Annotated in this window: 15 protein-coding genes; 8 read left to right on the top strand and 7 right to left on the bottom strand. The window is 64.0% G+C overall.

Annotated elements, in window-relative coordinates; all coding sequences use genetic code 11:
- Positions 1 to 34: 34 nt before the first annotated feature.
- Positions 35 to 1267, top strand: a complete 1233-nt coding sequence (locus tag CXR43_RS13860; RefSeq protein WP_103334630.1) for a hypothetical protein — start codon at positions 35 to 37, stop codon at positions 1265 to 1267.
- Positions 1264 to 2610 (top strand): cytochrome P450, encoded by a 1347-nt coding sequence (locus CXR43_RS13855; RefSeq protein ID WP_103334629.1) that lies wholly within the window; start codon positions 1264 to 1266, stop codon positions 2608 to 2610. Before CXR43_RS13860 ends, CXR43_RS13855 begins: the two co-directional genes overlap by 4 nt.
- A gap of 67 nt (positions 2611 to 2677) precedes the next feature.
- On the opposite strand, the gene purS is transcribed toward CXR43_RS13855, so the two are convergent.
- Together purS and CXR43_RS13845 are read right to left on the bottom strand one after the other, a co-directional pair.
- On the bottom strand, positions 2678 to 2917 hold the full coding sequence (gene purS, locus CXR43_RS13850; protein WP_103334628.1) for a phosphoribosylformylglycinamidine synthase subunit PurS: 240 nt from the start codon (positions 2915 to 2917) through the stop codon (positions 2678 to 2680).
- A 134-nt stretch (positions 2918 to 3051) separates the two neighbouring features.
- Positions 3052 to 3822, bottom strand: a complete 771-nt coding sequence (locus CXR43_RS13845) for a phosphoribosylaminoimidazolesuccinocarboxamide synthase (protein WP_103334627.1) — start codon at positions 3820 to 3822, stop codon at positions 3052 to 3054.
- 218 nt (positions 3823 to 4040) lie between these two features.
- Here CXR43_RS13845 and CXR43_RS13840 point away from each other — a divergent pair, with 218 nt between their 5' ends.
- The gene (locus CXR43_RS13840) at positions 4041 to 4355 is read left to right on the top strand and encodes a DUF1476 domain-containing protein (RefSeq protein ID WP_103334626.1); all 315 of its coding nucleotides are present in this window, start codon (positions 4041 to 4043) and stop codon (positions 4353 to 4355) included.
- A 91-nt stretch (positions 4356 to 4446) separates the two neighbouring features.
- Positions 4447 to 5463 carry a betaine--homocysteine S-methyltransferase gene (gene bmt / locus CXR43_RS13835; RefSeq protein ID WP_103334625.1) on the top strand — a complete coding sequence of 339 codons (1017 nt, stop codon included), beginning with the start codon at positions 4447 to 4449 and terminating at the stop codon, positions 5461 to 5463.
- Between the two features lie 59 nt (positions 5464 to 5522).
- On the opposite strand, the gene CXR43_RS13830 is transcribed toward bmt, so the two are convergent.
- Entirely contained in the window at positions 5523 to 6611 is a 1089-nt protein-coding gene (locus CXR43_RS13830) for a PA0069 family radical SAM protein (RefSeq protein ID WP_103334767.1), read from the bottom strand.
- A gap of 160 nt (positions 6612 to 6771) precedes the next feature.
- Here CXR43_RS13830 and CXR43_RS13825 point away from each other — a divergent pair, with 160 nt between their 5' ends.
- The 4 genes from CXR43_RS13825 to CXR43_RS13815 all read left to right on the top strand — a co-directional run bounded on the left by CXR43_RS13825 (position 6772) and on the right by CXR43_RS13815 (position 8885).
- Positions 6772 to 7467, top strand: coding sequence for a corrinoid protein (locus CXR43_RS13825; RefSeq protein WP_103334624.1), 696 nt, complete (start codon positions 6772 to 6774; stop codon positions 7465 to 7467).
- Between the two features lie 116 nt (positions 7468 to 7583).
- Entirely contained in the window at positions 7584 to 7739 is a 156-nt protein-coding gene (locus tag CXR43_RS17945) for a hypothetical protein (protein WP_168219831.1), read from the top strand.
- On the top strand, positions 7736 to 8392 hold the full coding sequence (locus CXR43_RS13820) for a DUF1638 domain-containing protein (protein WP_103334764.1): 657 nt from the start codon (positions 7736 to 7738) through the stop codon (positions 8390 to 8392). Before CXR43_RS17945 ends, CXR43_RS13820 begins: the two co-directional genes overlap by 4 nt.
- A 106-nt stretch (positions 8393 to 8498) precedes the next feature.
- Positions 8499 to 8885 (top strand): SgcJ/EcaC family oxidoreductase, encoded by a 387-nt coding sequence (locus tag CXR43_RS13815; protein WP_103334623.1) that lies wholly within the window; start codon positions 8499 to 8501, stop codon positions 8883 to 8885.
- A gap of 6 nt (positions 8886 to 8891) precedes the next feature.
- Here the strand turns inward: CXR43_RS13815 and recN are convergent, their stop codons facing one another.
- The 4 genes from recN to ftsZ form a co-directional block, all read right to left on the bottom strand.
- A complete protein-coding gene (gene recN, locus CXR43_RS13810) occupies positions 8892 to 10532 on the bottom strand; it encodes a DNA repair protein RecN (protein WP_103334622.1) in 1641 nt (546 codons plus the stop codon).
- A gap of 36 nt (positions 10533 to 10568) precedes the next feature.
- Positions 10569 to 11408, bottom strand: a complete 840-nt coding sequence (locus CXR43_RS13805) for an outer membrane protein assembly factor BamD (RefSeq protein WP_103334621.1) — start codon at positions 11406 to 11408, stop codon at positions 10569 to 10571.
- A gap of 128 nt (positions 11409 to 11536) precedes the next feature.
- Positions 11537 to 12457, bottom strand: a complete 921-nt coding sequence (lpxC, locus tag CXR43_RS13800; RefSeq protein WP_103334761.1) for a UDP-3-O-acyl-N-acetylglucosamine deacetylase — start codon at positions 12455 to 12457, stop codon at positions 11537 to 11539.
- Positions 12458 to 12669: 212 nt separating this feature from the next.
- On the bottom strand, positions 12670 to 14304 hold the full coding sequence (gene ftsZ / locus CXR43_RS13795; RefSeq protein ID WP_103334620.1) for a cell division protein FtsZ: 1635 nt from the start codon (positions 14302 to 14304) through the stop codon (positions 12670 to 12672).
- Positions 14305 to 14308 lie beyond the last annotated feature (4 nt).

Below are 14308 nucleotides of genomic sequence, written 5' to 3'. Positions count from 1 at the left end.
ACTCCCCGCCTAGACTGCCAGAGCAGGAGCGTGGATGACCAAACCGCAAGCACCACAGACGAACCCCACGGGACCGGGCAGCGCGCCCTTTCGCCGCCGGGTGTTCTATATCCCTGGCTACGACCCGATCCATCCCCGCCGCTACCGCGAGTTGTACCGCCGCGAATCCGCCGAACAGGCAGAGGTTTCCGGCTATGCCATTACGGTGCAGCCCAAGGCCACCACCGGCCCCTATGGCTGGCGCGTGCACTACAGCATGAACGGCCAGCACGCACAGGCCGACATAGACGTGCTGGTCTGGTCCGACATCGTGCGGGGCAGCATGTCACATTCCATCCCCGCCACCTATGCCCAGCTGATCCGCACCGCATGGACCTATATCGCCTCGGGCGCGCTGTTCCGGCTGATGCGGCTGCGCAAGGGGCCGGTGATTGCCGCGCTCTATCCGATCGTGGTTCTGCTTGGTCAACTGGCCTTGGCCTGCGCCTTGGGCTGGGGGTTTGGCTGCCTCCTTGCCGCCTTCACCCATCCCGCCCTGATCGTGGCCGGGCTGATCCCCATTCCTTTCATCCTGCACTGGTTCAAGGCCCATGATAACAGGATCTTTGCCTATTACCTGATGCACGACTACGCCTTCTCCGCCCAATGGCACGGGGCCAATCCCCCGGCGCTGGAGGCACGGATCACGGAGTTTGGTTCCATCTTGCGCGCCGCGCTGACCAGTGATTGTGATGAGGTGCTGGTGGTCGGCCATTCCTCGGGCGCGCATCTGGGGGTGTCCATCCTGGCCGACCTGATCCGCGCAGGGCTGCCCGCAAACCACCCGCCGCTGGCCTTTCTGTCGCTGGGCCAGGTGGTGCCGATGGTCAGCTTTCTGCCCGGTGCCACGCGCTTGCGCGGCGATCTGGCCTATCTGTCTACGCGCGATGACCTGACATGGGTCGATGTCACCGCCCCCGGCGACGGCTGCGCCTTTGCGCTCTGCGACCCGGTCGCGGTCTCTGGCGTGGCCCCGCCCGGGCAACGCTGGCCGCTGGTGATCTCGGCCGCCTTCAGCCAAACCCTGTCGCCCGCGCGCTGGAAGGCCTTGCGATGGCGGTTTTTCCGCCTGCATTTCCAGTACCTTTGTGCCTTTGACCGGCCCGGGGATTACGATTATTTCCAGATCACCGCCGGGCCGCAGACCCTTGGCGCGCGCTATGCCAAGCGCGCCCCGTCAAAAAGCCGTATCCGAACCCCCATCAACCGCTATACCACCACGGCATGACCCCGCCCAAACCCATCCCGCGTCCTGACCGCGTTTCGCTCTGGCGGCATCTGCAGCTGTTCCGGCACGACATCCTGTCGGCGCAACCAGCGCGGCTCTACCGGGCATGGATGGCCGAATTCCGCACGCCATTTTTCAGAAGTTACCTGTGCAATGACCCAGACCTCATTGATCTGGTTCTGAAATCCCGCCCGCAAGACTTCCCGAAGTCGGACCGCATCCGCGAAGGACTGGCCCCGCTGTTGGGCAAGTCGGTCTTTGTGACGAATGGCACGGTCTGGGAGAGGCAGCGCCGCATCATCGACCCGGCCTTTGAAGGCGGTCGGCTGCGTGACAGCTTCCCCGCCATGTGGCAGGCGGCCGAGGCCGCCACCTCCCGCCTGCGGACTGGTACGGTTGAAATCGAAGCAGAAACCAGCCATGCCGCCGCCGACGTGATCTTCCGCACGCTATTTTCCATTCCTATCGAGGATCAGACCGCACAGGCCGTGTTTCACGCTTTCCGCGCCTATCAGCGCAGCCAGCCCATCCTGAACCTGGCCGCCTTCCTGCCCCTGCCGCACTGGTTCCCCCGCCTGCACCGGCGCACAACGCGCGCGGCCGCGGCAAGGATCCGCGCCCTGATCACAGAACTGGCCACCGCACGCGCAGCGCAGATCGCCGCAGGCGCTGCCCCCGATGATCTGGCCACAAAGATCATGCAGACCCCCGACCCACAGACCGGGGAGGTCTTCAGCACCGAGGAGATGGTCGATCAGGTCGCCATCTTCTTTCTGGCGGGCCATGAAACCAGCGCCTCTGCCCTTGCCTGGGCGCTCTATCTGCTGGCCACCCATCCGGACGCACAGGACCGTGTCGCGGCAGAGGCGGCCTTGCTGCCCGAACAGGCCGATTTCGCCGCCATGTCCCGCCTGAAATTCACACGCGACGTGTTCCGCGAAACCCTTCGGCTCTATCCGCCGGTGCCGATGATGGTGCGTGAGAACCGCTGCCCGGAAACCTTCCGCGACCGCGCGATCACACCGGGTGCACAGATCGTGCTGTCGCCCTGGCACCTGCACCGGCACGAGCGGCTCTGGACCAACCCCGACGGCTTCGACCCCGACCGTTGGTCGCGCGCGGAAACCAAAATCTGTGCGCGTGACGCCTATCTGCCGTTCTCGGCAGGCCCCCGCGTGTGCCCCGGTGCCGGGTTTGCCATGGTCGAGGGCCCGCTGCTGCTGGCGCATCTGGTCCGCCACTGGCAGTTCACACCCATCGCAGGCGACGTGCCGGTTCCTGTCGCCCACCTTACGGTGCGCGCCGCAAACGGGCTCCGCCTGCACCTTGCCAAGCGGAACTGACGGTCATCTTCTGTCTGATCGCCCTATCCGGAAGAGGCGCGCCCTGTCCTGCGGCACCGTTGGCCGCTTAGAGAATCTCGACGCGGTAGGATTCGATCACGGTATTGGCCAGCAGCTTGTCGCACATCGCTTTCACATCAGCCTCGGCCTTGGCCGCATCCCGCTCGGCCAGATCCAGCTCGATCACCTTGCCCTGGCGGACACCATCGACCCCGGCAAAGCCAAGGGTGCCAAGCGCGTGGCGCACGGCCTCGCCCTGCACATCCAGAACGCCGTTCTTCAGCATGACGGTGACGCGGGCTTTCATGGCACTTCCTCATTGACTGACGAGATTGGGGCTGACCGGAGTCCGCACCTCCCTTATCGCCCCCTCCCCGTCGGAGCAAGGGGGCGTGCGGGGGTCACCAGGCGCAGACCGGCGCGGCGCTGCACCGGGCCCAGCTAATTGATCAGCGTCGGCTTCGGCGTATGGGTCACGTTGGTGGGCAAAACCCCCAGCCGCCGCGCGAGTTCCGTATAGACATCGGCCATCGGTCCCGGCTCGGCCACCGGTTGACCATCGCCGCGATCAATCACCGGCCGCATATCCCAAAGCCGGCAATTGTCGGGGCTGATTTCGTCGGCGATGATCAGACGCATGAAATCGCCCTCCCAGACCCGGCCGACCTCGATGCGGAAATCGGCCAGACGCACGCCCACGCCCATCATCACACCTGACAGGAAATCATTCACCCGCAGCGCCAGCGCCACCACATCATCCAGATCCTGCTGGCTGGCCCAGCCGAAGGCCACGATATGCTCTTCGGCCACCATGGGCGAGGACAGCCGGTCATCCTTGTAGTAATATTCCACAATCGGACGCGGCAGCGCTGTGCCTTCGGGAATCCCCAGCTTGGACGACAGTTCGCCAGCGGCAAAGTTGCGCACCACCACTTCCAGCGGCAGGATCTCGGCCATCCGCACCAGCTGCTCGCGCATGTTCAGCCGCTTGATGAAATGAGTCGGCACGCCAATGCTGTTCAGACCGGTCATGAAAAACTCGGACAGCCGGTTGTTCAGCACGCCCTTGCCTTCGGTGCCCTTGGCCTCGCTGGTCACCGGAGCTTCGGATGAGATGCCTTCATCCTTGAAATACTGGATCAAAGTGCCGGGTTCCGGACCGTCATAGAGGATCTTCGTCTTGCCCTCATAGACCTTCTTGCGCCGTGCCATGAACTCTCCGCGACAAATGCAGTAAGGGGCGGTGAAGCACCGCCCCAACTGGCTTTGACTGGCCTATACGTGAAGCCGCCCCCCGCTGCAAGCCGATGGCCGCAAGGCTCCAAAAGACGCGCACCTGCGTTGCGCAGGGGCAAAGCCATCCCCCCCTTGCGGCGACTCGGTGGGACGGGCATATCAGGGGCTGCAGATCTTCAATCAAAGGGCCGCCCATGACCAGCTTCGATGACCGCGAAAATGCGTTTGAAAACAAGTTTGCCCATGATGCAGAAATGCAATTCCGCGCCGAAGCGCGCCGCAACAAACTTGTGGGCCTTTGGGCGGCAGAGCTGATGGGCCTCTCCGGTGAAGCGGCGTCGGCCTATGCGATCACGGTTGTTGAAGCCGATTTCGAAGAGGCAGGCATCGAGGATGTGGTGCGCAAGGTCGCCGCAGATCTGGCCGGCAAGGCCAGTGCTGACGACATCCGCCTGAAAATGGCCGAGCTTCTGCCGGTTGCCAAAGCACAGCTGATGTCCGAAATCTGACACCGGCCGGGGCACTCAGCCGGGGGGTGCCCCCGGCAGAGCGCCCTGCTCTTTATCTACCAGAGTCCCCTTCCCCCATACCGAGGTCACGATGCCCCAGGACGCCCTTTCCAAGCTGCTTGCTGTCCGTGACTGGCTGATGGCCGATGGCGCGACAGGGACCAACCTGTTCAACATGGGCCTGTCTTCGGGCGAACCGCCCGAGTTCTGGAACATCGACCAGCCAGACAATATCCGCAAACTCTATCGCGGCGCAGTTGAGTCCGGCTCGGATATTTTCCTGACCAATACCTTTGGCGGCAATGCCAGCCGATTGAAACTGCATCAGGCGCAGGACCGCGTCCATGAGCTGAACCGCGTCGGCGCGGCACTGGCACGCGATATTGCCGATGCCTCGGGCCGGACCGTCGTGGTGGCGGGATCTGTCGGCCCCACAGGTGAGATTTTCGAGCCGATGGGCACGCTTACGCATGCGCTTGCGGTCGAGATGTTCCATGAACAGGCCGAAGGGCTCAAGGCAGGCGGGGCCGATGTGCTCTGGGTGGAAACCATCTCTGCGCCCGAAGAATACAAGGCTGCGGCCGAAGCCGCCGCACTGGCCGGGATGCCCTGGTGCGGCACAATGAGCTTTGACACTGCAGGCCGCACCATGATGGGCACCACCTCTGCCGCAATGGCAGAGATGGTCGAAAAGCTGGCCAACCCGCCGCTGGCCTTCGGGGCCAATTGCGGTGTGGGCGCGTCGGATCTGATGCGCACCGTGCTGGGCTTTGTCTCCACCGGCAGCGCGCGCCCGATCATCGCGAAGGGCAATGCCGGTATCCCGAAATATCACGACGGACACATCCATTACGACGGCACACCCGAGCTGATGGGGGAATATGCCGTGCTGGCCCGCGACGCGGGTGCGCGCATCATCGGCGGCTGCTGCGGCACCATGCCCGAGCATCTGAAGGCGATGCGCAAAGCCCTGGAAGATACCCCCATGGGTCCGCGCCCGACGCTGGAGGATATATCGGCCAAGTTGGGCGGCTTTTCCTCGGCTTCGGACGGCACCGGCGACACCACGAACGACCCCAAGCGCGAACGCCGCAACCGCCGCGGCTGAGACCGGACATTCGGCAGCGATCACACCCGGCCCAAAGGGTCAGGGGCCCGCCGCGCGGGTCAGAGCAGCGCCTGCCGATCCCCCGCCCGGGGCGGCGGCGCAAACAGATCGCAGCGCAGGGGCGGCATCCCCTTGACCAGCCCCAGCCGCGCCACAGCCTTGTCGAAGCGTTGCGCAATCAGGTCGGCCCAGACCCCTTCCCCCCGCATCCGCCTTCCCCATTGCGCGTCATAGTCCTGCCCGCCGTGCATCTCGCGCACCCGCGCCATCACCTTGGCCGCCCGGTCCGGCACATGCTGCGCCAGCCAATCCTGAAACAGCGGCGACACCTCACGCGGCAGGCGCAGCGCGATCCAGCTGGCGGCCTGTGCGCCCGCTTCGCGGCAGGCGGTCAACAGCGGTTCCAGCTCATGATCGGTCAGGCCGGGAATGACCGGAGCAAGCATGGCCCGCACGGGAACGCCGGCCTCTGACAAGCGCCGGATCACCGCCAGGCGCCGCATCGGTGCCGGGGCGCGCGGCTCCAGCCGCCGCGACAGATCCGCATCCAGAGTGGTCACCGAAATCCCCACGCGCAGCAGCCCCTTGGCGGCCATCGGGGCCAGGATGTCGAGGTCACGTTCGATCAACGTGCCCTTGGTGGTGATCGCGGTCGGATGGTTGAAGGCAGACAGCACCTGCAGCACCTGCCGCATCAGCTGATGCTCGGTCTCGCAGGGCTGATAGGGGTCGGTGTTGGTGCCCAGAGCCACCGGTGCCACCTGATAGGCCCTTGCCCGCAACTCATCGGCCAGCACATTGGCAATGCCGGGCCGGGCAATCAGCTTTGTCTCGAAATCCAGCCCCGGTGACAGGTTCAGGAAAGCGTGGCTGGGCCGGGCAAAGCAGTAGATGCAGCCATGCTCGCAGCCCCGATACGGATTCACCGACCGGTCGAACGGCAGATCCGGCGATCGATTGTAAGTCAGCGCCGACCGGGGCCGCTCTGCCCTGATTTCGGTGCGCAGCAACCGCGCGTCTTCCGCGATATCCCAACCGTCATCCACCCTCACCCGCGCCTGCGGCTCGAAGCGGCCCGCCGCATTCGACGCCGCGCCGCGCGCGCGGACCCGATGTCCGGGCAGCAAGGTGGGATCAGGCTCTGACATGCGCCCAAACATGAACATTTCACGAACAAACTGCAAGCCAATACCTGCCGGTTTCCTGCGCTGTCGGCTTTCAATCCGGGCATGTCGTAAACCGGAAAGTGGCATCGGGCGTTTGGCCCCATGCAGACTGCAAGAGACCCCGCCGCAGGAGCGCACCCCAATGGCCGATGACGAAATCATCCTTGCCGATCTTTCGGATGACGAACTTGTGCTGCAAATGCACGATGACCTGTATGACGGGTTGAAGGAAGAGATCGAGGATGGCGTGAACATCCTGATCGAACGCGGCTGGACCCCCTATGACGTGCTGACCAAGGCGCTGGTGGCTGGCATGACCATCGTCGGCAACGACTTCCGCGATGGCATTCTTTTCGTGCCCGAAGTGCTTTTGTCGGCCAATGCGATGAAATCGGGCATGTTCATCCTCAAGCCCCTGCTGGTTGAAACCGGAGCCCCCCGCATGGGCAAGATGGTGATCGGCACGGTCAAGGGCGACATCCATGACATCGGCAAGAACCTGGTGGCGATGATGATGGAAGGTGCAGGGTTCGAAGTTCTGGATCTGGGCATCAACAATTCGGTCGAAAAATACCTTGAAGCCCTTGAGGCGGAAAAGCCTGATATCCTTGGCATGTCGGCCCTGCTGACAACGACGATGCCCTATATGAAAGTCGTGATCGACACCATGAAGGAAAAGGGTCTGCGCGACGACTATATCGTGCTGGTTGGCGGTGCGCCCCTGAATGAAGAATTCGGCAAGGCAATCGGGGCCGATGCCTATTGCCGCGATGCTGCCGTTGCGGTGGAAACCGCCAAGGCCTGGGTCGCGCGCAAGCACAATCAACTCAGCGCCTGAGGCGACATCCCTTTGCAAAAGTCCCGGCGTCCCTGACGTGCGGGGCTTTTTCTTGCCTTGGGGCTTGGCAATCCCCCAACCAAGCGCCACATTCATGACAGGTAGAGGAGAGTCGAATGCCCCTTCCCTTGTTTCTGATGATGCTTGTGTTCGTGATTGCCGCGGCTGGTGCCACGCTGGCTTTGGCCTTCTGGGCGCAGGTGCCGATGATGGCCGTCGCCCTTGCCGCGCTGTCCGCCAGCCTGATGCTGGGCCTGCGGCAGTGGCGCTGACGCCACCCGATGATGCGACCCTGACCCGCGCCGGACTTGCAGCCACAGGCCAGGGGCGGACCCTCTTGATCGCCTGTGGGGCCCTTGCCCATGAAATCCTTGCCCTCAAACGCCTGAACGGCTGGGCGCATCTGGACCTTCAATGCCTGCCTGCAAACCTGCACCTCTGGCCCGACCGGATTCCTGCCGCGGTGGAGCAAGCGGTCTGCACCCACCGCGCCGCCTATGATGACATCTTCATCGTCTACGCCGATTGCGGCACCGGCGGTTTGTTGCAGGCCAAATGCGCCAAGCTTGGGGTGCAGATGATCGAAGGCCCGCATTGCTACAGTTTTTTCGAGGGGAACGCGGCCTTTGCCGCCAAGGCCGATGTCGAGTTCACCGCCTTTTACCTGACCGATTTTCTGGTGCGCCAATTCGATGCCTTTGTCTGGCGCCCCATGGGCCTGGACCGGCATCCAGAATTGCGGGACATGTATTTCGGCCATTACACGACCTTGATCTATCAGGCCCAGACCGATGACCCGGCGCTGGACGCCAAGGCGATGGACTGTGCCCGCCGGCTGAACCTTGCCTATCAGCGGCGGTTTACCGGCTACGGCGACCTTGCCACCGCCCTGGCACCGGTTGCAGCGGCTGCCGCCGCGCAGTAGGTTGACGCCTCAGCCGGAGGACGCTTGTGAGCCCTGACACCCCCCATCCCCATTCCGCGCCAAATAGGAAACGCTCTGGCCAGTCGCGCCTGGTGCTGGTCCGGCGATGAGCGATCCTGCAGATTTCCCCCGGGCTTTCGCAAACGCTTTCGGCAGTCAGAACGCCGAAGGCATCGCCGCGCTGTTTGCCGAAGATGGCAGCTTTCACGCCCTCACTGGCCATTGGGCCGAAGGCCGCAAGCAGATCATCGAAGGCATCCGGCAGGAATTCAGTGGCTTGTCGCGCATGGCCCGGCTGGTGAGCGGAAAAACCACTTTGCGCCCGATTGGTCCCGGGGCAGCCATCCTGCATCAGCGTTACGTCGTCACCGGATTGCGCGATGCCACAGGGGCCGAACTGCCCCGCATTGGCGCGCTGCTGACCGCCGTGCTGGCCGCAAAAGGCGATGGCTGGCAAGCCCTGACCGCCACTTTCGCGATGGTTGAAAGCTGAGACCTGTTAACCCAGCAGGGCCCGTGCCGCCTCGCGCGCGGCGTCGCTGACAGTGTCGCCGGACAGCATCCGTGCGATTTCCTCCACCCGTTCCGCTGCCGAAAGGGGCAGCACGGTCGAGAGGGTCTGGCCGTCCTGCACCCGCTTTTCCACACGCCAGTGATGTGCACCCAGCGCCGCCACCTGCGGGCTATGGGTCACCACAAGCACTTGGGCGGTGTCGGACAGCAGCTTCAACCGCCGACCAACCGCATCGGCAGTCGCTCCGCCAACGCCCCGGTCGATTTCGTCAAAAATCATTGTAAGGCCTTCGGTCTGCGCGGTCAGGCAGACTTTCAGCGCCAGCAGGAACCGGCTCAGTTCCCCCCCCGAAGCGATCTTGTTCAGCGCGCCAGAAGGCGCCCCGGGGTTGGTTGCAACGGTAAAGGTGACGTCATCCGCCCCTTCGGGCCCGCCATCACTGCGGGTCACTTCCGTGGCAAAGACCGCTCGCTCCATCTTCAGCGGTGCCAGTTCCGCCGCCATTGCCCGGTCCAGCCGCGCGGCGGCCTCAACCCGCGCCGCGGTCAGCCGCGCCGCCTCGGCACGCCAGGCGGCTTCCGCTTCGGCCAGCGTCTTTTCCAGCGCCCCGATCCCCGCCGCGCCATTGTCCAGCGCCAGCAGACGTGACCGCAAGTCTTGCGCAAAGCCCCCCAGATCATCGGGCAGCACCCCATGCTTGCGGGCCAAAGCGCGAATGGCAAACAAACGCTCTTCCACCGCCTCCAGGTCTCCGGGATTGACGTCCAGACCCGCCAGACACGCCTCGACCCCGGCCTGCGCATCCGACAATTCGATCAGAGCCCGACCGATGGCCGCCAGCGGTGCCTCCAGCGCGCCCTCGGCCTTGTCAGACGCCCCTTCAAGCCAGCGGGTGGCGTCACGCAAGGCAGCCTCGGCCCCGTCTTCGGACAGCATCTGCAAGGCGCGCGCCACATCAGCCCGGATACGCTCTGCCCCCTGCATCGTGCGCCGGCGTGCGTCCAGCACCGCCTCTTCGCCCGGCTCAGGGGCGAGTTTGTCCAGTTCCGCCACCGCGTGGCGCAGAAAATCTTCCTCGGCCCGCGCCGCCGCAAGCGCAGCCTCGGCCTGTGCCAATGCGGTGCGCGCCACGCGCGCCGCGCCCCATGCCGCCCGCGCGGCGGTCAGGTCAATCCCGGCAAAGGTATCCAGTAGCGCCCGGTGCCCGCGCGGGTTCAGCAATCCCCGATCATCGTGCTGACCGTGCAGTTCCACCAGCACGTCCGACAGCGCCCGCAACACCTCGCCCGACACCCGGCGATCATTCACAAAGGCAGTCTTGCGGCCATCTGCGGTGTTCACCCGGCGCAGGAACAGGTCATCTTCGGCTTCGATCCCGGCCTCTTCCAGCACGGCGCGGGCCGCATGTCCCGGTGGCAGATCGAACACCGCCGTCACTTCACCCTGCGCAGCCCCGGCGCGCACCAGCTCTGCCCTGCCCCGCCAGCCCAGCACAAAGCCCAGTGCATCCAGCAGGATCGATTTTCCTGCCCCGGTCTCACCCGTCAGCACATTCAGTCCCGGCCCCAGTTCAAGGGTCAACCGGTCGATGATCAGCACATCGCGGATGTCGAGCGAGCGAAGCATAGATTTTCCCGTAGGGCGGGGTTCACCCCGCCATGATCACAGCCATTCGCCCCGGATCATCTGGCGGTACACCTGACTCAGCCAGCTGTCGCCCTGCGCCTCGGGCGCAAGCCCGCGGCCCTTCAGCAAACGGAAGCTGTCGTCGTAGAACGGCGAGGACTGGTAGTTGTATCCAAGGATCGCCGCTGCGGTCTGCGCCTCGGCAGTCAAGCCCAGACCCAGATAGGCCTCAACCAGACGGTGCAATGCCTCGGCCGTGTGCGTGGTGGTCTGAAAATCCTGCACAACGGTGCGGAACCGGTTGATCGCCGCCGTATAGTTGCGCCGTTTCAGATAATACCGGCCGATTTCCATTTCCTTGCCAGCCAGATGGTCGAAAGCAAGTTCGAATTTCAGCATGGCCGAGCGGGCATAGTCGCTGTCGGGATATTGCTCGATCACGCCGCGCATTGCTTGCAGCGCCTGAAATGTCAGGCCCTGATCGCGGCCGACTTCGTCGATCTGGTCGTAGTAGGACAGCGCCATCAGATAAGAGGCGTAGGCTGCATCATCATCGCCCGGATAGGTGTCCAGAAAGCGCTGCGCTGTGGAGCGCGCCTCTTCATACTCACCCGCCTTGTGCTGGCTGAACGCCTGCATGATCAACGACCGCTTGGCCCATTCGGAATAGGGATAGAGCCGCTCAACTTCCTGGAAGTAGCGGATTGCACCTTCAGGCTTTCGCCCGGTTTCCAGCTCCAGCTCGCCCTGTTTGTAGATCTCTTCCGCCGTGAAGCTTTCCAGCGACCGCTCTTGCGTCCGCGATCCACAGGCCGCAAGAACTGACAAAACGAGCGCGATGCCCAGCCATTTCGCGCCCGATTTTCCGACTGCCATCGTCTGCCTATCCATCAATCCACCCGAAACCTGCGCAAGATGTCGCGCGGTTTCCGCCTAGTTGCAGACGTCCTAGCACAGAAAAATCCGCTGCGCAAAACGCCTTTGCACCGACGATCATAACCCTGTCAGGCCGTTGCGGGAAGGTCGCTGCGATGCACGCCCACGCCGGGCAGCTTTCCCACGGTCAGCGCGCTGCATTCCACCATCCGCCAGGCGGTCGGATCGGCGAACAGCGCAACCAGCAACCGGTTGGTCATCGCATGCCCGGCGCGGATGCCGGTATAGCGCCCCAGAATCGGCCCGCCTGCCAGATAGAGATCACCCATGGCATCCAGCATCTTGTGGCGCACGGGTTCATCCTCGTGCCGCAAGCCGCCCGGCGACAAGACACGATCGCCCTCGAACACCACCGCATTGTCCAGCGTACCGCCAAGGGCAAGCCCCCGCGCCCGCATGGCATCGACATCAGACTGACGGCAAAACGTGCGGCTGTCAGCCAATTCGCGGACAAAGGTGCCATTGGCCAGGTTCAGATGCTTGGCCTGAAATCCGATTGCAGCCTCATCGAACTGGATGGAAAAGTCGATTTCCAGCATATCCGCCGGGTCCAGACGCGCCAAGGCCTCACCCTCTGTCACCTCGACCGGCTTCACGACCCGGATCGCCCGCACCGGTGCGGCTTGCTCGATCAACCCCTTGGCCAGAAAGCCATCCACAAAGGCCAGGGCGGAACCGTCAAGGATCGGCACTTCGGGGCCATCAATCTCGATCACCGCATTGTGGATCGCGCAGCCCGCAAGGGCGGCCATCACATGCTCGATCGTGGAAACTTCCGTCCCCGAGTCGTTGCGGATCAGCGTACACAGGCGCGACGGCACCACCTGATCCCAACGCGCAGCGATCATCGGGTCGCCAGACAGGATGTCGGTGCGCTTGAACCAGATCCCGTAATCTGCCGAAGCAGGCCGCACCACCATGCGCACGGGCGCGCCGGAGTGCAGACCCCGACCTTCAAACACCACAGCGGATTTCAGCGTATTCTGCACAGTCAGACCTCTGGTCTTCGATGGATCGGATGCACCCGGCGGGAGGTCGCAGGATGCCATAGTTGTTGATATTGAATTAAGGACTCAGCCCTCAAAAGCCAATTCACGCTTTATGTCGGAAAACGACAATCAGAAACGGCTGCAAGTTACTGATAAAAAACAAAAAAGCCCGCGGAATCCGCGGGCTTTCCTGCAATTGTTACAGCTCTGTATCAGTTCGCCTGCCGACGAAGAAAGGCTGGAATCTCAATCCGTTCCTGATCGGCGCTCAGTTCCGGCTCTTCGTCATAGGATGTCACCGGCGGTTGCTGGCGGGCCGGCGCGGCGCGCTCGGCCGTCTGCGGTTCGTGACCGCCACCAGCCATGCGGTTGATCAGCGAACCGATGCCAAAGCGGGGCCGGGCCTGCTCGACGGCCTTCTGGCCACCGGCCGGCTGGGGGGCTGCGGCGGCCGGGCGCGGGGCCGCGGATTGCCCCGGAGCGCGCGACACGGCCGCCTGCAACCGGGCCAGCGCTTCGGGCGAAGGCGTGCCGGCGGCACGTGGGCGGGGGGCAACAAAGGCCGCTGCGTCGTCATGCATCGGCACGCCGCGCGATGGGGCCGTGGCAGCCGGTTGCGGACGGTAGGCTGGTTCCGGCAGCTCATCGCTGTGGTCATCGGCCTGCGGCGCATAGGGTGCACGCGCAGCCACGGCATCAAAGAGCTGCGGTTGCGGCTGCTGTGCCGCAGGCTGAACCGGCTGCGGTGCCGGTGCGGGCTGCTGGACCGGTGCATAAGCCGCAGGCTGCGGAGCCGGAGCCTCAACCGGAGCGGTCAGGTGCGACGGCAGCGGGGCAGCCATCGACCGGCGCGCCACGGGGGTTTCCGCCTTTGCCACAGCAACATCGATGCCGGTCGCCACAACCGACACGCGCAGCATGCCTTCCATGTTCACATCCAGCGTGGAGCCCACGATGATGTTCGCATCCGGATCGACCTTTTCGCGGATGATGTTTGCGGCTTCATCCAGTTCGAACAGGGTAAGATCATAGCCACCGGTGATGTTGATCAGCACACCCTTGGCACCATTCAGGCTGATTTCATCCAAGAGCGGGTTGGCAATCGCCTTCTCTGCCGCCTGAACTGCACGATCCTCACCGCTGGCTTCGCCCGTGCCCATCATCGCCTTGCCCATCTCGTCCATCACGGCGCGCACGTCGGCGAAGTCGAGGTTGATCAGGCCCGGCCGCACCATCAGGTCGGTCACGCCCTTGACGCCCTGATACAGCACGTCATCGGCCATGGCGAAGGCTTCGGTAAAGGTGGTGCGTTCATTGGCCAGACGGAACAGATTCTGGTTCGGAATGATGATCAGCGTATCGACCACCTTTTGCAGGGCCTCGATCCCGTCCTCGGCCTGCTTCATCCGCTTGGCGCCTTCGAACTGGAAGGGTTTGGTCACCACGCCCACGGTCAGCACACCCAATTCACGCGCGGCCTGCGCGATGATCGGGGCCGCCCCGGTGCCGGTGCCGCCGCCCATGCCAGCGGTGATAAAGCACATATGCGCACCGGCCAGATGATCAACGATTTCCTCGATGGTTTCCTCGGCAGCAGCAGCGCCCACGGTCGGACGGGCCCCTGCCCCCAGACCCTCGGTCGCCTTGATGCCCATCTGGATCTTGGAGGTGGCCTTCGACTGCTGCAGCGCCTGCGCGTCGGTGTTCGCCACAACGAACTCGACCCCTTCAAGGTTCTGCTCGATCATGTTGTTGACCGCGTTGCCGCCAGCCCCCCCGACACCAAACACGGTGATCCGGGGCTTCAGCTCTTCGCGCTGCGCGTTCACGATGAAGTTGAGTGCCATTGCC

It is taken from the genome of Pseudotabrizicola formosa, assembly GCF_002900965.1.
Lineage (GTDB): Bacteria > Pseudomonadota > Alphaproteobacteria > Rhodobacterales > Rhodobacteraceae > Pseudotabrizicola > Pseudotabrizicola formosa.
The sequence above is the reverse complement of the archived record's forward strand: the minus strand, read 5'-3'. Positions and strand labels throughout refer to the sequence as shown.